15 protein-coding genes, 1 tRNA gene and 1 pseudogene are annotated in these 18,790 nt (G+C 72.6%); 11 read left to right on the top strand and 6 right to left on the bottom strand.

What is annotated here, in order from left to right; translation table 11 throughout:
* Positions 1-278: 278 nt before the first annotated feature.
* Positions 279-1,667 carry a tetratricopeptide repeat protein gene (locus ACFUN8_RS04190; protein WP_383631121.1) on the top strand — a complete coding sequence of 463 codons (1,389 nt, stop codon included), beginning with the start codon at positions 279-281 and terminating at the stop codon, positions 1,665-1,667.
* A gap of 39 nt (positions 1,668-1,706) precedes the next feature.
* Here ACFUN8_RS04190 and ACFUN8_RS04185 read toward each other — a convergent pair whose 3' ends face one another.
* Positions 1,707-2,303, bottom strand: coding sequence for a histidine phosphatase family protein (locus ACFUN8_RS04185; protein ID WP_383631118.1), 597 nt, complete (start codon positions 2,301-2,303; stop codon positions 1,707-1,709).
* 235 nt (positions 2,304-2,538) lie between these two features.
* On the opposite strand from ACFUN8_RS04185, the gene ACFUN8_RS04180 reads away from it, so the two are divergent.
* The 7 genes and pseudogenes from ACFUN8_RS04180 (at position 2,539) to ACFUN8_RS04150 (ending at position 9,142) form a co-directional block, all read left to right on the top strand.
* Positions 2,539-3,540, top strand: coding sequence for a phosphatase PAP2 family protein (locus ACFUN8_RS04180; RefSeq protein WP_383631115.1), 1,002 nt, complete (start codon positions 2,539-2,541; stop codon positions 3,538-3,540).
* Complete coding sequence (locus tag ACFUN8_RS04175; protein WP_383631112.1) at positions 3,440-4,684, top strand: hypothetical protein; 1,245 nt, start codon at positions 3,440-3,442, stop codon at positions 4,682-4,684. Before ACFUN8_RS04180 ends, ACFUN8_RS04175 begins: the two co-directional genes overlap by 101 nt.
* Positions 4,675-6,390 carry a hypothetical protein gene (locus tag ACFUN8_RS04170; RefSeq protein WP_383631109.1) on the top strand — a complete coding sequence of 572 codons (1,716 nt, stop codon included), beginning with the start codon at positions 4,675-4,677 and terminating at the stop codon, positions 6,388-6,390. Before ACFUN8_RS04175 ends, ACFUN8_RS04170 begins: the two co-directional genes overlap by 10 nt.
* Complete coding sequence (locus ACFUN8_RS04165; protein ID WP_383631106.1) at positions 6,387-7,742, top strand: AAA domain-containing protein; 1,356 nt, start codon at positions 6,387-6,389, stop codon at positions 7,740-7,742. The genes ACFUN8_RS04170 and ACFUN8_RS04165 overlap by 4 nt, the downstream gene beginning before the upstream one ends.
* Positions 7,743-7,834: 92 nt before the next feature.
* Complete coding sequence (locus tag ACFUN8_RS04160) at positions 7,835-8,182, top strand: hypothetical protein (protein ID WP_382563417.1); 348 nt, start codon at positions 7,835-7,837, stop codon at positions 8,180-8,182.
* A 128-nt stretch (positions 8,183-8,310) separates the two neighbouring features.
* A pseudogene (locus ACFUN8_RS04155) lies at positions 8,311-9,078 on the top strand (hypothetical protein).
* A tRNA-Lys gene (locus tag ACFUN8_RS04150) sits at positions 9,069-9,142 on the top strand. The pseudogene ACFUN8_RS04155 and the gene ACFUN8_RS04150 overlap by 10 nt, the downstream one beginning before the upstream one ends.
* 116 nt (positions 9,143-9,258) lie before the next feature.
* Here the strand turns inward: ACFUN8_RS04150 and ACFUN8_RS04145 are convergent.
* Positions 9,259-10,533: a M6 family metalloprotease domain-containing protein gene (locus ACFUN8_RS04145; RefSeq protein ID WP_383631241.1), complete on the bottom strand. Its 1,275-nt coding sequence runs from the start codon at positions 10,531-10,533 to the stop codon at positions 9,259-9,261.
* A 315-nt stretch (positions 10,534-10,848) separates the two neighbouring features.
* On the opposite strand from ACFUN8_RS04145, the gene ACFUN8_RS04140 reads away from it, so the two are divergent.
* Positions 10,849-12,795, top strand: a complete 1,947-nt coding sequence (locus tag ACFUN8_RS04140) for a putative bifunctional diguanylate cyclase/phosphodiesterase (protein WP_383631103.1) — start codon at positions 10,849-10,851, stop codon at positions 12,793-12,795.
* Positions 12,796-12,813: 18 nt separating this feature from the next.
* Here ACFUN8_RS04140 and ACFUN8_RS04135 read toward each other — a convergent pair whose 3' ends face one another.
* The 3 genes from ACFUN8_RS04135 to ACFUN8_RS04125 form a co-directional block, all read right to left on the bottom strand.
* Positions 12,814-13,875 (bottom strand): LLM class flavin-dependent oxidoreductase, encoded by a 1,062-nt coding sequence (locus ACFUN8_RS04135; protein ID WP_383631100.1) that lies wholly within the window; start codon positions 13,873-13,875, stop codon positions 12,814-12,816.
* Between the two features lie 120 nt (positions 13,876-13,995).
* A complete protein-coding gene (locus tag ACFUN8_RS04130) occupies positions 13,996-14,715 on the bottom strand; it encodes a decarboxylase (protein WP_383631097.1) in 720 nt (239 codons plus the stop codon).
* Positions 14,712-15,698, bottom strand: a complete 987-nt coding sequence (locus tag ACFUN8_RS04125) for a decarboxylase (RefSeq protein WP_383631094.1) — start codon at positions 15,696-15,698, stop codon at positions 14,712-14,714. The genes ACFUN8_RS04130 and ACFUN8_RS04125 overlap by 4 nt, the downstream gene beginning before the upstream one ends.
* A gap of 130 nt (positions 15,699-15,828) precedes the next feature.
* On the opposite strand from ACFUN8_RS04125, the gene ACFUN8_RS04120 reads away from it, so the two are divergent.
* Both ACFUN8_RS04120 and ACFUN8_RS04115 read left to right on the top strand, forming a co-directional pair.
* The gene (locus tag ACFUN8_RS04120; protein WP_383631091.1) at positions 15,829-16,779 is read left to right on the top strand and encodes a D-2-hydroxyacid dehydrogenase; all 951 of its coding nucleotides are present in this window, start codon (positions 15,829-15,831) and stop codon (positions 16,777-16,779) included.
* Positions 16,772-18,181 (top strand): amidase, encoded by a 1,410-nt coding sequence (locus ACFUN8_RS04115; protein ID WP_383631088.1) that lies wholly within the window; start codon positions 16,772-16,774, stop codon positions 18,179-18,181. Before ACFUN8_RS04120 ends, ACFUN8_RS04115 begins: the two co-directional genes overlap by 8 nt.
* A 106-nt stretch (positions 18,182-18,287) precedes the next feature.
* Here the strand turns inward: ACFUN8_RS04115 and ACFUN8_RS04110 are convergent, their stop codons facing one another.
* Positions 18,288-18,788, bottom strand: a complete 501-nt coding sequence (locus ACFUN8_RS04110) for a DUF3830 family protein (protein ID WP_382563404.1) — start codon at positions 18,786-18,788, stop codon at positions 18,288-18,290.
* Positions 18,789-18,790 lie beyond the last annotated feature (2 nt).

Here is an 18,790-nt window from a genome sequence, read left to right as displayed (position 1 = left end):
CAACTCCAACAAGGGAACCCCTCCTCGCCGAGGAAACACGTGGCGCGTCTCCACATGGTTCAACGCGTCGCGGCGTCAACAGCTACGGCAGGAGTCCGCCGCAAAGGATGGCAGTTCATGGCAGATCGTGGGTGAGATATCCGGTTTGTAGCCAAACCCTGTGTAAGCAACTCGTTACAACAGGTACGTTCTTGGACGCCGGAACGCCGGAGTGCCGGAACCGGTCACCGGCTGAACCGGTACGCAGGACCAAGGGTGTTCCAAGAGAGGTCTCGGCCATGGTGTCGACCCGGGCGGTTCCCAATCTCCCCTTCCGCCGGCTGCGCGGCCCCCGCTCACCGGGCGAATTCGCGGCGGCCGTACGCAGGTCCGCGCGGGAGATCGGTGAACAAGTCGCCTGCGACGCACGTTATATCGGTCGGGTGGAGGCCGGCGAAATTCGCTGTCCCAACTACGCGTACGAACGCGTCTTCCTCCATATGTTCCCCGGCCTCACCCTGGCCGACCTGGGCTTCTCGGCCCGCGAGAGCGTACGCGGCCGGGCGTCCGGGGCCACGGCCGACGCCCGCCCGGCGCCGGCCTCCCTCTCGAACCCGACCCCGATGTACAGCGACACCGGTGACATCAGCGAGGAGAGCGACGTGCGGCGTCGCGCATTCATGACCAACGGCACGGCGTCGATGGCGTCGGTCTCTCTCAGCCTCGGCGCCGGCCTCGGCGCCCCGCCCGCGACCGCCGCCGTGCCCGGCCCCCGACGGGCGGGCGAGGCCGAGGTGAGCGCCTTGGAGGAGGCGGTACGCCGGATCCGGCTGCTGGACGACCGGCACGGCGCGGACGGTCTGTACCGGCGGGCGGCGCAGCCGCTGCGCACCGCGTACGCGCTCCTCGACGCGGGCACCGTCTCCCACGGCGCGACGGCCGACCGGCTGCACGCGAGCGCGGGCGAACTGGCGATCTCGGTGGGCTGGCTGGCGCACGACTCGGGCCGGTTCGACGACGCGCGTTCGCACTACGCGGAGGCGCTGGCGACCGCACGGGTCGCCGGTGACCCGGGACTTGAGGCGCACGCGTTCTGCAACACGGCGTTCCTGGCGCGGGACGCGGGCAGACACCGTGAGGCGGTACGCGCGGCGCAGGCGGGCCGGCACGCGGCACGGGACCTCGCCTCGCCGCGGCTGCTGTCGCTCCTCGCGCTGCGCGAGGCGGGCGGCTGGGCCGGGCTCGGGGACCGTACGGGCTGCGAGCAGTCGCTCGGGCAGGCGCACGCGCTCTTCGAGCGCGGTACGTCGGACACCGACCCCGAGTGGATGTCCTTCTTCGGCGAGCCCGAGCTGGAGGCCCTGGAGGCGCAGTGCCGGGCGGCGCTGGGCGACTGGTCGACGGCGGCCCGGCACGCGTACCGGGCCACGGTCCTCCAGGACCCGCACTTCACCCGCAATCTCGCGCTCTACCGGGCGGAGTTGGCCACCGACCTGGCGCGCGCGGGCCTCCTGGACGAGGCCGCGGCGACCGGGCACCAGGTGCTCGACCTGATGGACGAGGTCCAGTCGTCCCGTATCCAGGGCATGCTCGCGGGCATGGTGCGGGTGCTGCTGCCGCGACGGCGTACGGCGGAGGTGGGCGGGTTCCTGGACCGCCACGCGTCGACGTCGAGCCGGGGGCGGTGAAGCCCGTCCGGCGATCGAGGACAGCCGGACAACAGGCCCTCAGCCCGCGAGGTGCCCCGTGTCGTTCCAGATGTCGATCGCCGGCGCCCCGTACGCCCAGTCCAGGACCGACAGCGACGTCGGCGCCAGCCGGATCCGGGACGCGAACGACACGTCCTCCCCCAGCCACCGCGCGCCGATCGCGCGCAGGATGTGGCCGTGCGCGAAGACCAGCACGTCGCGGTCGGCCGAGCGGGCCCACGCCACGACCTCGTCGGCGCGCGCCGCGACCTCGGCCAGGGTCTCCCCGTCGGGGACGCCGTCGCGCCAGATGAACCAGCCCGGCCGCACCGCCTGGATCTCGGCCGGGGTCATGCCCTCGTACGCGCCGTAGTCGAACTCCATCAGCGCGTCCCACGGCCGCGCCCGGCCGCCGAACCCGGCGAGTTCGCAGGTGTCGCTCGCGCGCAGCAGCGGGCTGGTGCGGATCTCCGTGTCGGGCAGCCCCGACCACGGCTCGCGGTGCAGCCGCTCCCCGAGCAGTTTCGCGCCGCGCCTGCCCTCGTCGAGCAGAGGGACATCCGTCCTGCCGGTGTGCCTGCCGGACAGCGACCACGCCGTCTGACCGTGCCGGGCGAGGAGGATGCGCGGTGCCATGGAAGCTCTCCCTGAGGTACACAAACAGGTGCCGTCCCATCATCCCGCACCTGAACGGCGGGCAACCTCCGGGACGATCTCGGCGTCCCCATGGGCAGCCGACCTCCGGTCCCCGGGGGTTACGTTGACGCACGAGGGTTCGTAGGGGGGACCCCTCGCTTGCGCGCGGCGGCCTACACCGTACGGTTGAACGTCGGCGGAAGGCCGCGTAAACAGATGAGGGAGAGCGTTCCGGATGCCGCAGACCGCCCGTGCGCGCACCGCCCACCGGCCCCGTTGGTGGGCCGAACTGCTGCTCCTGGCAGTGGTGTACGCGGCGTACTCGGCGGGTCGGTTGCTGGCGCGCGGTGATGTCTCGACCGCCGTCGACCACGGTCTGGCGATCCTGCGAATAGAAAAGGCGTTCTTCCTGAACGCCGAGCATCCGCTCAACCGGCTCTTCACCAGCACGCCGGCCATCGGCATACCCGCCGACTTCGCGTATGCCTCGCTGCACTATCTCGTCACCCCGGCCGTGCTGATCTGGATCTTCCGCCGCCGCCCCGCGCACTACCGGGCGGCCCGTACCTGGCTGATGCTGTCCACGCTGCTCGGTCTGATCGGCTTCACCCTGCTGCCGACGTGCCCGCCGCGCCTGCTCGACGCCAGTTACGGCTTCGTCGACACGATGGCGCAGTACAGCTCGTACGGCTGGTGGGGCGCCGAGGCGAGCGCACCGCGCGGGCTCGGCGGGATGACCAACCAGTACGCCGCGATGCCGAGCCTGCACGTCGGCTGGGCCCTGTGGTGCGGGGTGCTCCTGTGGCGGCACGGCAAGACACCGCTGGTGCGGGTCCTGGGTCTCGTCTATCCGGTGCTCACGGTGATCGTCGTGATGGGCACCGCGAACCACTACTTCCTGGACGCGGTCGCCGGCGGCGCCGTGATGGGCGCGGGCGCGCTGCTGACGGGTCCCGCGCTGCGGGCCGCCGACCGGGGCTGGGCACGCGCGGCCGACCGCTACGCGTTCGTGGCGCGACTCGCGCTGCTGCCGGGCCCCGGGCGGGCGTCCGTCGCGGTCGCGAAGCATTCGGCGACTTCGGCCAACTCCCCGGTCAAACCTCCGATTGTCAGTGACGGATGCGAGACTTCCGCGGGTGAGCGATTCCCCGGGCAGCGCACCCGCACCAACAGCAGCACCGGCACCCCCGGCGGTTCCGGAGCCGCGACCGACGACGCTCCGGCAGCGGCTCGCTGAGCTGCGCGGACCGGACGTCGCGCCGCATCCGCTGGACGCCCGCGCGCTGGCCGCCCTGGCGGCCAATCCCGGCTGCGGGCGCCGTGCCCTGCTGGACGGGGCCGGGGTCGACAAGACTGCGCTGGCGGCGGCGCTCGGCTCTCCCGCGCCTTTCGGACAGTCGCAGTTCGCGTTCATGCGGGGCAACGCGTTCGAGGCGCGCGTCAAGGCCGACGGCGGTACGGAGCTGATGCGGCTGCTGCACGAGCGCATGGGCGCGGGATCGCCGCCGCCGGTGCCCGGTGAGGTGCTCGTGCCCGACCTGTCGGCGGCCGGTCCCGAGGGGCGCGCCGCGCGGACGGCGCTGGCGCTGCGCGAGGCGACCGGCGCGGAGGCGAAGCCCGGCGCGTCCGGCGCGTGGACGCTGCTCGTGCATCCGCTGCTGGCGCTGGAGGTGGCGGGCTCGCCCGCCTATCTGGAGCCGGACGCCGTGGTGGTGCATCCGGACGGCCGGTGGACGGTCGTGGAGATCAAGTCCTTCCCGATGATCGACAGTTCGGCCGACCCGTCGAAGGTGGGCGCCGCCGCGCGGCAGGCCGCCGTGTACGTGCTGGCCCTGGAGCGGGTCGCCGTGCGGGTGACCGGCGCCCGGGTGGACCACTCGGTGCTGCTGGTCTGCCCCAGGGACTTCTCCAACCTGCCGACCGCGTCGGTCGTGGACGTACGGAAACAGCTGTCGGTGACCCGCCGGCAGCTGACCCGGCTCACCAGGATCGAGGACCTCGCGGCGACCCTGCCCGAGGGCATCAGCTTCGACCTGGAGCGATGCTCGCCGGCGGAGCTGACGGCGGCGGTCGACTCGGTGACGGCGGCGTACGCGCCGGAGTGCCTGGCCGCGTGCGAGCTGGCGTTCCACTGCCGGGGCCGGGCGCGCTCGGCGGGGGCCGTGGAGGCGCTGGGACGGGGTGTACGGGGCGAGTTGGGCGGCCTGACGACGGTCGGCGCCGTGCTGGCGGCCGCGCGCGGCGAGACGGCGCCGGGGACGGACCCCGGCGCCCGGACCGACGACGACGATCCGACGGTCGTGGCGCTGCGCCGGGCCGCCGCGCTGCGCGCCGAGGCGCTGGCGTCCGTCCCGGAAGGCGCGGTCGCCGGATGTCGCTGATCAACACCCTGGCCCGGCTGGAGGCGGTGGAGAGCGGGCGCGCGCAGCCGCTGGCCACCGTGTGCCATCGGCGGCTGTCGGATCGCCCGCTGGTGTTCGTGCCGCTCACCACGGCCGGTGAGGCCGGTGCCCCGCTGGGCGCGCTCGTCGGTACGGACCGCGAGTCGCCCCGGCTGCTGACCGTGGCGCAGCCGCGCGACCGTGATCTGCGCTTCGCGTTCCTCGCCGATCTGGCGGAGGCGCTGCTGCCGCATCTGGACGCCTACGCGGACGACGTGGAGCCCGCCGAGCGGAACGAGACCGACCCGGAGACGGGCAAGCGCGTCAAGGTCGAGGTCGATCTGTGCGTGGACGCGCCGCAGTTGATCGTGCCGAACCGGCCGGGGGTCGACTTCGTACGGCTGCTGGGGCGTTCGATGCGGTTCCGGCGTACGGCGGAGCAGGACCCGGACACGCCGTATCCGGCGCCCGCGCGGGTGCCGCTGCTGGGCCGCTGGCTGACGCACTACGGCGAGCGGGCGCGGGTGCCGGGTTCGTCGTTGCTGCTGGCGGCAACCGATCTGCTGAACAGGCACTGGGCGACGGGGCAGTCCAATCTGGAGGACCAGCATCTGGGGGCGCTGCTGGCCTGGGTCGACCCGCCGGACGGCGGCTCGGGCCGGGACGCGGCGCTCCGCGCGGAGACGGACCGGGACCGCCGCGGCCAGTTGCTGTGCCCGCCCGCCGGTCCGGCGACGGACCCGGCCTTCGACAACAGGCTGCTGGCGCCGGCGATCGACGAGTACGACCGGGCGCGTCAGTCGCTGGGCGCCGCCGAGGACGGGCTGGGCGCAGACGAGCAGTTGGGCCGGCTGACCCGGGCCGAGCGGGAGATCCGGGCGCTGCTGGAGAGCCAGTTGCGGCCGACGTGGGACGCGGTGTGGCAGGGGCTGGACCTGCTGCGGGAGTTGCCGGAGGGGGCGCGGGTCGCCGACCGGTGGACGCGTGACCGCTGGTCGTTCACGGGCCACCGCGACCGGGTGCGGTCCGGCGAACCGCCGCAGCCCCGGCACGACGACGCGGTGACGGCGGCGCAGAAGCTGGCCTCGCGGGAGACGGCGCAGGCGCAGTTGGAGGCGCAGGAGGCGCTGGACGACCCGCTGGTGCTGGCGGGGCGCCGTCTGTCGGGCGAGGCGTTCGTCGGGGAGGTGACGGACGTGGTGATGGCCTACAGCGAGAGCAAGCGCCCCAGTCCGCGCCCCTTGATCACGCTGTACAGCGAGGACCACCCCCAGCTCGGCGAGCGCACGAAGGTCTACCGCTCGCTGGACGGCAAGCCGCAGTCGGCGGAGTTCGTGGGCCGGGAGCCGGACGGCACGCTGGTGGTGCGGCTGACGGACCGGATGGGCCGTGGCAGGGAACCGGTCGAGGGGTCGCTCCCGGAGAAGGGCGACCGGATCGCCTGGACCCTGTTCGAACACGACCAGCGGGGTGGCCCGAAGCTGCCGTCGACGGAGGAGACGCCGTGGACGCACGGGGGGCCGCCGGGCGTGGAGGGGGCGGGGGTCGCTCCCGCCACCGGGGCCGGTGGCGCCGACGGGCCCGGTCCCGTCCTCGGAGCCGTACAGCCGCCTGAGTCGCGTACGCCGGCCGGTGACGCGCCCGCGCCGCCGCTCGCCCTCCCCCTGCCGCTTCCCGACCCGGTGACCGAGGAGGACTTCCTGTGACCGCCACGACCGCATCCGACCGCGCCGGTTTCGACCCCGGCGCGGAGGCCGCGCGGGCGACCGACGCGATCCTGTACGACACGTTGTACGGGGCGTACCGGGGCGTGGTCGTCGACTCGCCGCCCGGCGCCGGGAAGTCGACGCTCGTGGTGCGGGCCGCGCTCGAACTGGCCACCGCGGGGCGGCCGTTGATGGTGGTCGCGCAGACCAACGCCCAGGTGGACGACCTGGTGACCCGGCTCGCCGAGAAGGCCCCCGATCTGCCGGTGGGCCGACTGCACAGCAACGACCCGGACCCTTACGACCCGTCGCTCAACGAGCTGCCCTCCGTACGGAAGTCGGCGAAGGCGGCCGATCTCGCGGGCCTCGACGTGGTCGTGTCGACGGCCGCCAAGTGGGCGCACGTGCAGGGCGTCGAGCCGTGGCGGCACGCGATCGTGGACGAGGCGTACCAGATGCGTTCGGACGCGCTGCTCGCCGTCGCCGGGCTGTTCGAGCGGGCGCTGTTCGTGGGCGACCCGGGCCAGTTGGACCCGTTCAGCGTGGTCGGCGCCGACCAGTGGGCGGGGCTGAGTTACGACCCGTCGGCGAGCGCGGTCGCCACGCTGCTGGCGCACAATCCCGAACTGCCGCAGCACCGGCTGCCGGTGTCGTGGCGGCTGCCGTCGTCGGCGGCGCCGCTGGTGTCGGACGCGTTCTACCCGTACACGCCGTTCCGCAGCGGTACGGGCCCGGCGGACCGGCGGCTCACCTTCGCCGTGCCGTCCGACGGCTCGGGCCCGGACCGGGTCGTGGACGAGGCGGCGGCGTCCGGCTGGGGACTGCTGGAGCTGCCCGCGCGGCGTACGCCGCGTACGGACCCCGAGGCGGTACGGGCGGTGGCCCTGGTCGTCCGCCGGCTGCTGGACCGGGGCGGCGCGACGGTCGGCGAGCGCGGCCCGGACGCGGCGCCGCTGACGGCCGACCGCGTGGCCGTCGGCACGGCGCACCGCGACCAGGCGGCGGCGATCCGCGCGGCGCTGACGGAGCTGGGGGTGACGGGGGTGGCCGTGGACACGGCGAACCGCCTCCAGGGCCGTGAGTTCGACGTCACGGTCGTCCTGCACCCGCTGTCGGGCCGCCCGGACGCGACGGCGTTCCACCTGGAGACGGGCCGCCTGTGCGTGCTCACGTCCCGCCACCGCCACGCCTGCATCGTGGTCTGCCGCGCGGGCGTCCCGGAACTGCTGGACGAACACCCGTCGACGGAGCCGGTGCAGCTGGGAGTGACGATCAAGTTCCCTGATGGCTGGGAGGCGAACCACGCGGTGCTTTCCCACCTGGCGGAGCACCGGGTGGCGTGGCAGTCCTGAGGCCCCCTTGCGCGGGGCGGGACAATGGACGGTGGCCGAAGCCGTACGGACGACAGCGCAGCCACCCGCATCAGGAGCAGTAGGAGGACCACATGGCGGAATCCGAGTCGAGTCAGCGGCGGCTGCGGCCCGCCCCGCTGCTGTTCGAGCCGTCGGAGGCGGCCTCCGATCCGGAGCACTTCTTCGACCTGGAGTCGATCGACGACCCGGGCGCGCTGCTGGACCGGGCCACCGAGCTGACGCTCGCCTTCCGGGCGGCGACCGACCGGGCCGTGGAGTTCCAGGCCGTCGCCGCCGCGCAGCTCGCCGATCCGCGGCGGTTCGACCGGCTCACGGCCGCGGACATCGCCGAACGGGCGCAGTGGACCGAGGACTACGCCAAGAAGATGGTGGAGTTCGGCCGTGACCTGCTGCGGAACGGGCGCACGCCCGGGGAGTGACGAGGGCGTATTTCCGGCCACCCGCCTGGCATATGCCGGGGCGTAGGTTACGCCCTCCCGCACCACCCTGTCCCGGTTTCCGACAACTCCCCGGAACGGGACGGTTACTCCAGGTAGACGTAGTCGCCATGAGTGCATGGCTGCGAGATGAATCCCCCCTGAGTCCGGGTGCTTGCGACGACGAGCGCCGGACCGACATCTTCAACTACCTCCGCGAGGAGGGGCACCATCACACCGCGCAGGTGACCGCCGCCGGCGCCGGGTGGCTCGCCTCGGCCGGGCCGTACCCCCGCTCCACGCTCTCCCTCTGGGAGGCCAGGCCGACCGCCCCCGGTGTGCTGCCCTGCGGCGGTGTCTTCGACGTCGTGAACGTGCCCGCGATCTTCGGCAGGCGCATGCTCGACCGGCTGTGGTCCGAGGGCCCCGGCTCGGGGCCGGTCGCCACGCACCGGGGGCGGATGATGCTGTTCGCGGCGCCCGGCACCGCCCAGCGGCTGCCGTCGCTGCTGTCCTGGGAGGAGTGGGGGCGCTCGGCCCCGGAGGGTGCCGCGCCGGCCGTTCCGCCGCTGCTCTGCCACGGCTCCGGCGACGCGGTGACCGTGCCGTCGCTGGTCCCCGGCGGCACTCCGGCGCCCCGCTGGGTGGTGGCCCCCGACACCCGTCATCCGTGGCTGCCGGGCCCCGAGGTGCTGCTGTGGGCGTGCGTACGGGCGAGCCGCCCCACGGTACGGACGGCGGTCACCCGACCACGGACCGGCGCGGTGCCGAGCGCGCCGGGTTCGCGTCCCTGAGCTGCGCGGCGGCGTCGTTCGGGGTCCGCCCAGGGGCCTGTCATATCGATTTTTCTTCGCACCGATCCTGGTGCTAAGGTCTACGACGTCAGCAAGCGCCGCTAGCTCAGTTGGTTAGAGCAGCTGACTCTTAATCAGCGGGTCCGGGGTTCGAGTCCCTGGCGGCGCACAGACAGGAAAAGCCCCTCGTGAGAGCGAGGGGCTTTTTCGTGTCCACACACCGCCACCGCCACCGCACCGCACACCGCACACCGCACCGCACCCCCACGACCGCCGCCGCCGCCGTCACACCCCCGTCGTGACCTTGACCGTCCACGCCCCCGTCCGCGTACGGTCGGCCACCTCCACCTTCGTGCCCTCCCCCGGCACCGTGAACGTCTCCCCGATCTCCAGCGGCGCGTCCGCCAGCGGCGGGTAGACCGACTGGTCCCAGCAGGCTTCGCTGTCCGGGTGCGCGTCCACCACCTCGATGGGGCCGCCGCCCGACTCCGCCTCGCCCCGCACCCGGTAGATCAGCACGCCCTCGGTGCAGGTGGTCGCGTCGTTCCCGGTCGAGCCGCGCGCCTCGATCGCCAGGGCCGAGTGCTCGCCCGTCCTGACCACCGCGAGCCGGGTCCCGGCGCTCGCGCCGGCCGGGGGCGCGGCGTCCAGCGGTTCCAGGGTGAGCATGCTGGTGCCCGTCGGCTTCACACAGCTGACCTGTCGCCGCTCCAGCCAGCCCAGCTTCCACTTGTGCCAGCCGAACAGGTCCGGCGCCAGGCCGAATTGACTGCCCATCACATCCCAGTCGCCGACATGGGTGTCCCAGTCGCCCTTGCCGTCGGTCGGCCGGTGGTAGAGGTCCGGCAGGTCGAAGACGTGCCCGGTCTCGTGGGCCAGTACGTTGCGGTCCGGCGGGTGCCGTTCGAAGACGGTGACGACGCGCTTGATCTCCGTGCCGTCCGCGCTCAGGGGGTGATCGAAGTTGACCACCTTCGTCGCGTCGGAGTCCACGCCGGGCGCGTCCGGGTCGGCGACCAGATAGACGACGTCGTACCGCGAGAAGTCGATCACCGGATCGGCGACCGCCAGCGCGTCCCGCAGGTACGCCGTGCGCATCGCCGGGTCCCAGTCGCGCTTTATGGCGTAGTCCGTGGAGGCGCGGGGCATGGCGATCCACTGGAGCCGGGGGTGCGGGCGCAGGGCGAACTTCCCGTACGACGCCCGCTCGAAGAATCTGCTGGTCGTCGGGAAGTGGTCGGCCACCAGATCGGCGGGCTCGGTTCGCGGCACGGCGTCCGGGAAAGACAGGAAGACCATGACCGCGTCGAGGGTCCTGGCCGGGCGCGGATAGGAGGCGTTCCAGGTGTCGAGGCCGAGCGAGTGGTGCGCGGCGGTACGCGGCAGGGCGCACGGCCCCGCGGAGTTGGCGGCCACCGCGGGGCCGGCCACCAGTGAGGTGGCGGCGACCGCGACGAGGGAGGTGAAGGCCGCGGCCGTACTGCGCAGGCGCGGCCGTTCCACTCCCCCGGGTGTCGGGCGACGCTCCACGTGGACCTCCGGCTGCGGAATGCGGGACAGCTCACCCACCTTGTGCCGGTTTGCTCCTGTACGCCCTGTTCCGCTGGCCCAGTTGGGTGAGTGGAACGACACCCCCGACGGATCACGGAAAGTCACAATCGATCAGACCGAAGACATCCGGAGACATCCCGCGCCGCAGCCGCGCAGAAACGATCGCCCAGCGACCGGCGCCGACAGCGCGCGTCCGGGTTCACCGCCGGAGAGCTGGAACGGCCGACCGGCCAGCCTCTATGATCGGCACACTTTCCTGCTTTCCTGCGCCGATCATCCCGAATCACACCCCTGTACGACACCACTGCACCGCGGGAGCGAGCCGTGAGCGGAACCTCCGAAGGGCCGCGGCATGCGGCAGTCGCGGCACCCGATTCCAGCACGCCGTCGGTCACGGAACGTGATGCTCTGGGCAGGCCGGACGGTACGGGCCTCGTACTCGGCGAACCGCGAACGGCGGACGGCTCCCGCGAGACCCCCGACCGACGCGCTCCACGTCACACGGGCGACCGCCCCGACCACCCCGACACGAGCCACCCCGACGCGAGCCACCGCGACCGGAGCGACTACCGCGCCGCCTTCAACGCCGCCGCGCTCCCCATGGCCGTCGTCGACCGCCGCGGCACCGTCGTCACCGCCAACGACGCCCTCGCCGAGCTGATCGGCACCGAGCGCGCCTCGCTGCGCGACCGCGCCGCCGCCGACCTGGTCGACCTCGCCTCCGACGACCGGACCTGGCACGCGTACCACGAGGTCCTGCGCGGCCGGCGCTCCCGCTTCCGCTGCACCCGGCGCCTCAAGCACCCCGACGGCCGCGCGCTGTGGGCCGAGGTCACCGTCGCGCCCCTGCCCGACGGGGGCAGCGTCCTGCTCTCCCTCACGGACATCAGCGAGCGCCGTGAACTCCAGGCCAGGCTCCGCCATCTCCAGATGCACGACCCGGTGACCCAACTGCCCAACCGCACGCTGTTCTTCGAGCGGCTGTCGACCACGCTCGAATCGTCGTACGACCATGGCAGAACAGGGCGGATCGGTCTCTGCTATCTGGATCTGGACGGCTTCAAGGCCGTCAACGACACCCTCGGGCACCGCGTCGGCGACCGGCTGCTCGCGGCCGTCGGGGCGAGGCTGACCGAGTGCGCCGACAACGACCCGCACAGCCGCGGCGGCCATCACCTCGTCGCGCGCCTCGGCGGCGACGAGTTCGCGATCCTGGTCGAGGACTCGGCCGGTACGGAACAGCTCGCCGATCTCGCCCGCGCCGTACTCGCCGCCCTCCAGCTGCCCTTCGACCTGGCCGGGCAGCGGCTCTCGGTCTCGGCGTCCATCGGCGTCGTCGAACGGGCCGCCGACGGCACCACACCCACCGGTCTGATGCAGGTCGCCGACACGACGCTCTACTGGGCGAAGGCGGACGGCAAGGCGCGCTGGACCCTCTTCGACCCGGAGCGCAACGCGCACCGGATGACCCGCCAGGCGCTGTCGTCCACACTGCGCCCGGCGGTCGAGCGCGAGGAGTTCGTGCTCCAGTACCAGCCGCTGGTGGGAATGGCCGACGGGGTCGTCCACGGCGTGGAGGCGCTGGTCCGCTGGAACCACCCGCAGTTCGGCATCCTCGCGCCCAACCGCTTCATCGGGATCGCCGAGGAGGACGGCTCGATCGTGCAGCTCGGGCGGTGGGTGCTTCGTACGGCCTGTCTGCAGGCCCGCCAGTGGCAGCGGGACCACCCGGCGGACCGGCCGCTGTTCGTGAGCGTCAACGTCGCCGTACGGCAGGTCTGGGACTCCGACCTGGTGGCCGACGTGGCCGCGATCCTCGCCGAGACGGGTCTCGCGCCGCATCTGCTGCAGCTGGAGCTGACCGAGTCGGCGGTGATGGGCTCGGCGGGCCGGCCGCTCCAGGCGCTCCAGGCGCTGAGCGACATGGGTGTACGGATCGCCATCGACGACTTCGGGACCGGCTACTCGAACCTCGCGTATCTCAGCAGGCTGCCCGTCTCCGTACTGAAGCTGGACGGCTCCTTCGTACGAGGCTTCCGCTACGACGAGGGCGTGCACCCCAATCCGGCGGACGAGACGATCGTGGAGACGCTGGTCCATCTCGCGCACCGGCTGGGCCTCACCGTCACGGCGGAGTGCGTGGAGACGGCGGGGCAGGCCGCGCGGCTGCGCCGGATCGGGTGCGACACGGGGCAGGGCTGGCTCTACTCACGGGCGGTGTCGCCGGAGCGGATCGCGGAGATGATCGGGGTCAGCCCGCCGGCGGTCTGACCCCGTACGCGGACTCGGTCAGGCCGGCAGGCCGTACGCGTCGGCGATCAGGCCGTAGCTGCGCAGCCGTGCCTCACCGCCGTGGGCGTTGGCGGTGAGCATCAACTCGTCGGCGCCGGTGCGCTTCTGGAGGTCGTCGAGTCCGGCGCGGACGGCGTCCGGGGTGCCGTGGACCATGTTCGTCAGCCAGCCGTCGACGAAGTCACGCTCCTGAGGACTGAAGCTGTACGCCTCCGCCTCCTCGGGCGTGGGGACGAGCCCGGGGCGCCCGGTGCGCAGCCGCAGCATCGACAGCGCGCCGGTCAGGACCTGGCGGCGGGCCTCGTTCTCGTCCTCGGCGGCCAGGGCGGCGACGCCGATCACCGAGTAGGGGGCGTCGAGCACGGCGGACGGCCGGAAGGACTCGCGGTAGAGGTCCAGCGCGGGGATGGTGTTCTGCGCCGAGAAGTGGTGCGCGAAGGCGAACGGCAGCCCGAGCGTCGCGGCGAGCCGGGCGCTGAACCCGGAGGAGCCGAGGAGCCAGATCGGCGGCCGGGCCGCGGGGCCCTGGACGGGGCCGGGGACGGCGTGGATACGGGAGTACGGGTGCCCGTTCGGGAAGTCGTCGTCCAGGAAGCGGGTGAGTTCGGCGAGCTGCTGCGGGAAGTCGTCGGCGCCCTCGTTCAGCCGGTCGGTACGGCGCAGCGCGGCGGCCGTGGCCCCGTCGGTGCCGGGCGCCCGCCCGAGCCCGAGGTCGACCCGGCCGGGGGCGAGGGCCTCCAGGGTGCCGAACTGTTCGGCGATGACCAGCGGCGCGTGGTTGGGCAGCATGACGCCGCCCGAGCCGAGCCGGATGCGCTCGGTGTGGGCGGCGAGATGGGCCAGGATCACGGCGGGCGACGACGAGGCGACGCCGGGCATCGAATGGTGCTCGGCGACCCAGTGCCGGTGGTAGCCCCTGCGCTCGCCGAGCTTGGCGATCTCGACACTGGTCCGCAGGGACTCGTGCGCGGTGCTCCCGCTGCCGACGGTGACCAGATCCAGTACGGACAGCGGCACGGGCGCGCTGCCCAGCGCCGTACCTCGAATTGCGTCAACCACCGGTGCGGGCCCTTCTGGTGCGGGATCTGCGTACAACCCGCACCAACAGGAGGCCCGCTCCGTTTTATTCCCGCCGCCCGTGCGCCTCCCACCCGCCGCGCGGCGGGCGGGAGAACGTCACTACGGCTTGCTCGCGAACAGCGTGCCCAGCTTCGGCGCCCACGCCCGGCGTTCCACCAGCCGCAGGCCCTCCCAGACCGTCACCTGATTCGCGGTGAGGACCGGTTTGCCCAGGGTTTCCTCCAGCTCCGGGAGGTACGCCGCCGTGTGCAGCGCCGTGTCCGGGAGGAGGACCACCTCCGCGTCCGGGTGGTCGCCCTCGCGGGCCAGGGCCAGTACCTCGTCGCGGCCCCACGTGCCGACCTCGGCCGCCGTGATGATGCCGCTGCCGCGCGTGGAGACCACCTCGATGCCCGCCGCCTTCAGGAAGGCGGCGAAGTAACCCGCCACGTCGTCCGGATAGGTCGCGGCGACCGCGACCCGGGTCGCGCCCAGCGCCTGGACCGCGTGCGCGAAGGCGAAGGACGTGCTCGAAGCCGGCAGTCCCGCCTCCAGCGCCAGTTTCCGGGCCTGCTCGTGCGCGCCCTCCCAGCCGTACACGAAGCTGCCGCTCGTGCACGCCCAGACCACGGACTCGGCGCCCGCCATCCGCAGCTCCTCGACGCCGTCCGCCAGCCGCCGCGCCGCGCCCATTTCCAGGAGCGCGTCGACCCGGTGGGCGTCCTCGCCGATGTCGGTGTGGACGAGGGGCAGTCTGATGTCGCTGTCGAAGAGCATCTCCAGACGGGGGTAGTCGTCCTCGGCGGAGTGGCCGGGGTAGAGAAGTCCGACGGTCGTCATGTCCACCCTTCCTGTTCCTCGGTCGGAGCGTCCGGCTGGGAGGGCTGCGCCCACTCACCGGGCTGGACCGGCTGGCTGTCCTGCATCTGCTGGACCGGTTCCATCCGCTCCATCTCCGCGATACCGGGGATGTCGCTGATCTCGGAGATCTCGTTGATCCGCGCGATCTCGGCGATCGGGACCTCGGAGATTCCCGAGATCTCGGGAAGTTCTCCCATCCCCTCCAGCGTAGGCACATGGCGCACCGGAGGCGGGTTGAGCAGCAGGCCCTGGTACGGACCGACCGCGTGCGCGCCGATTCTGCGCAGGGCCGCCCACATCGTGACCTGGTTCGCCGACAGCACCGGCATCCTCAGCTCAGCCTCCAACTGCGGGATCGCGTCGTACGTCGGCAGGTTCGTACAGCTGATGAACAGCGCGTCGGCCGCACCGACGACGGCCTGCCGCGCCATGTCCACGACCGACCGGTACGGCACCTTCCAGATGTGCCGGGTCAGCCCCAGAAAAGCGCGACCCGTGACGGTTACCCCGGCCTCCGCCAGGTACTCCTCCAGCGACTCGGTGACCGACTCCGTATAGGGCGTGACCAGCGCGATCCGTTTCGCGCCCAGCTCTTCGAGCGCCTCCAGCAGCGCGCCCGACGTCGTGAGCGAGGGCACCTCGCCCGCTCTGTCCATCGCCTCGCACATGGCCCGCTCGCCGCCGATACCGCCGACGAAGCTGCCTGATGTGCAGGCGTACGCGATCACCTCTGGTTCGGACGCGCCTAGGGCCCTCACCGCCTCTCCGAGGGTCTCGTGCTCACTCACGAGCCTGGCCAGGTCCAGCGACACCTCGACGGGGACGTAAGGGGTCCTCGTCAGGCGCAGCGAGATCTCGTCGGGCATCCAACGCCAGAGTTCGCGGTCGAGAGCGAAATCGAATGGGGCGACCACACCGACACCACGCTGCGGCTGTGGTCCGCCCAGAAAGGAGACATCCATCGCACGGCCCCCTTTGGCTGTTGTTGACGACGGTAGGAGCTGAATGCGAGCGTGGTCAATCCGCACAGGAAATACGTTGCACCGAATTTTCCTCGGGGAAATCCCCGCCCCGCTCAGAAGGGCCCTCCCGATGGCCGAACCGACGCTTCTCGTCCTGGGTGCCGACCCGCCGCCGCGCCTCGGCCGGCTGACCGGCCGGGCCCGGATCCGGTACGCGGACGAGTCCGACCTCGCCGCCCAACTCCCCCTGGCCGACGTCCTGTTGGCGTGGGACTTCACTTCGGACGCGATCCGTCTCGCCTGGCCGGGCGACGGCCCGCGGCCGGGCTGGGTCCACACGGCGAGCGCCGGTGTGGACCGGCTGCTCTGCCCGGAGTTGATCAACTCCGAAACATTGGTGACGAACGCCCGGGGCATCTTCGAGGAGCCCATTGCCGAATACGTGGCAAGTCTTGTCCTTGCCATGGCCAAGGACCTGCCGGGAACTCTCGAACTCCAGCGGCAGCGGCGCTGGCGCCACCGCGAGGGACTGCGGGTCGCCGGCAGCCGCGCGACCGTCGTCGGCGCGGGTCCGATCGGCCGGGCGATCGCCGAGACCCTGAAGGCGCTGGGCGTGACGGTGGCGATCACCGGGCGCACGGCGCGCCCGGGAATCCACGGCGCCGACCAGCTCGACCGGCTGCTGACCCGCTCGGACTGGGTGATCTGCGCGGCGCCGCTCACGGAGAGCACGCGCGGCATGTTCGACGCGCGTCTCTTCGGTTTGATGCAGCCGTCGGCGCGCTTCATCAATGTGGGGCGCGGCCAGCTCGTCGACGAGAACGCGCTGGTGGACGCCGTGTCCAAGCGCTGGATCGCGGGCGCCGCCCTCGATGTGTTCGAGGCGGAGCCGCTCGAACCGGACAGCCGTCTGTGGGATGTGCCCGGACTGATCGTGTCGCCGCACATGAGCGGTGACACCGTCGGCTGGCGGGACCGACTGGGCGAGCAGTTCGTCGGTCTTTACGACATTTGGGCGTCCGGAGAGCCATTGCCTAACGTGGTGGACAAGAAACGTGGGTACGTCCCCATGCATGACTGAGTCCATGTTCCTCACCGATCTCACCGCACGACAGCTGCTGGCCGGGTACGAGAAGGGCGACTTCTCGCCGGTCGACGTGGTGCGCGCCACCCTGGAACGGATCGAGGCGGTCGAGCCGCTCGTCAACGCCTTCGTCCGGGTCGACGCCGACGAGGCGCTGGCCGCCGCCGAGGCGTCCACCGGCCGATGGCGCGGAAAGGCGCCGCAGGGGCTGCTCGACGGGGTGCCTGTCTCGGTGAAGGACATGTTCCTCCAGCGCGGCGGGCCGACCCTGCGCGGGACGCGGACCATCGATCCGGCCGGTCCCTGGCCGGAGGACGCGCCCGCCGTGGCCCGGCTGCGCGAGAACGGCGCGGTCCTGATCGGCAAGACGACGACCCCGGAGTTCGGCTGGAAGGGCGTGACGGACTCGCCGCTGAGCGGGGTGACCCGCAATCCGTACGACCTGTCGCGGACGGCCGGCGGATCGAGCGGCGGCAGCGCGGCGGCGGTGGCGCTCGGCGCGGGTCCGCTGTCGATCGGCACCGACGGCGGCGGCTCGGTCCGGATCCCGGCGTCCTTCTGCGGCGTCTTCGGGCTCAAGCCCACCTACGGGCGTATCCCGCTCTACCCGTCCAGCGCGTTCGGCACGCTGGCGCACGCCGGGCCGATGGCGCGCGACGCGGCCGACGCGGCGCTGCTGCTCGATGTGATCAGCGGCGCGGACTGGCGCGACTGGTCGCAGCTCGCCCCGGCGCCGGGTGTCCGCGCCGCCCTGTCGCAGGGGGTGGCGGGGCTGCGGATCGGGTACTCGCCGTCGTTCGGCGGGCAGGTCGCGGTGCGGCCGGACGTGGCGGCGGCGGTACGGCGCGGGGTGGGGCGGCTCGCGGAGCTGGGCGCGTACATCGAGGAGGCCGACCCGGACATCTCGGATCCGGTGGAGGCGTTCCACACGCTGTGGTTCACGGGTGCGGCGCGGGTGACGCAGTCGCTGGGCGAGGAGCAGCGCGCGCTGCTCGATCCGGGGCTCCGGGAGATCGTGGCGGCCGGGTCGCGGGAGAGCGCGCTGGACTATCTGGCGGCGGTGGACGCGCGGATGGAGCTGGGCCGGCGGCTCGGCCGGTTCCACGAGACGTACGACCTGCTGGTCACGCCCACCCTGCCGATCACCGCCTTCGAGGCGGGCGTCGAGACGCCGAAGGACTCTGGGCACCGCCGCTGGACCGGCTGGACCCCGTTCACGTATCCCTTCAACCTGACCCAGCAGCCGGCGGCGACCGTGCCGTGCGGGGTGGACGCGGACGGGCTGCCGATCGGCCTCCAGCTGATCGGCGCCCGCCACGCGGACGCGCTGGTGATGCGGGCGGCACACGCGCTGTACGAGTCGGGAGCGACGGCGCTCCCGGCCCCGACGGGGGCGTAGGTCCTGTGGCCGGCGGATCGCCGACCGGGCCCGCCTGGCGGCCGGGCCGCATGTGAAGCCCGCCCGGCGATTGAGGGCGAGCCGGGCCGGCGGGCGGGCCCGGCGCTCAGGCCCGGCGGAAGTTCAGGGTCTCCCCCACCGCGCCCGCGCGCCACAGGTCCTGGCACGCCTCCGCCATCTCGTCGAGCCCTTCGACGACCGAGCCCCAGACGATGCCGGGGATCCACCCCGTGTCGCCGTTGATCAGCAGGTTGTTGCGCTCGTAGAACAGCGCGAGGTCGACGACGGTACGGCGGCCCCGGTGGGCGGCCTGCTCCTCGTACCCGTACGACGTGGTGCCCAGCACCGTGTCGGAGAAGGTGAAATAGCACAGATCGCCCGGAATGGGGGTGACCGTCGGGTTCTCCAACGGCGGCTCCTCGGCCGCGAACCCGGGCATCAGCGCGTAGATCTCGTTGCGCGCGTACTTGGCGTGATAGACGTCACCGCCCAGCGGCAGCGCGTCCCACACCGCGGCGCAGGTGATCGGGGCCAGGTCGTCGAGGAGTTTGGCGGTGCAGCGTACGCCGCGCTTGTCCAACGACACTTCGATGAAACGGTCGCTCATAG

The sequence above is a fragment of the Streptomyces sp. NPDC057307 genome (assembly GCF_042667665.1).
Lineage (GTDB): Bacteria > Actinomycetota > Actinomycetes > Streptomycetales > Streptomycetaceae > Streptomyces.
The sequence above is the reverse complement of the archived record's forward strand: the minus strand, read 5'-3'. Positions and strand labels throughout refer to the sequence as shown.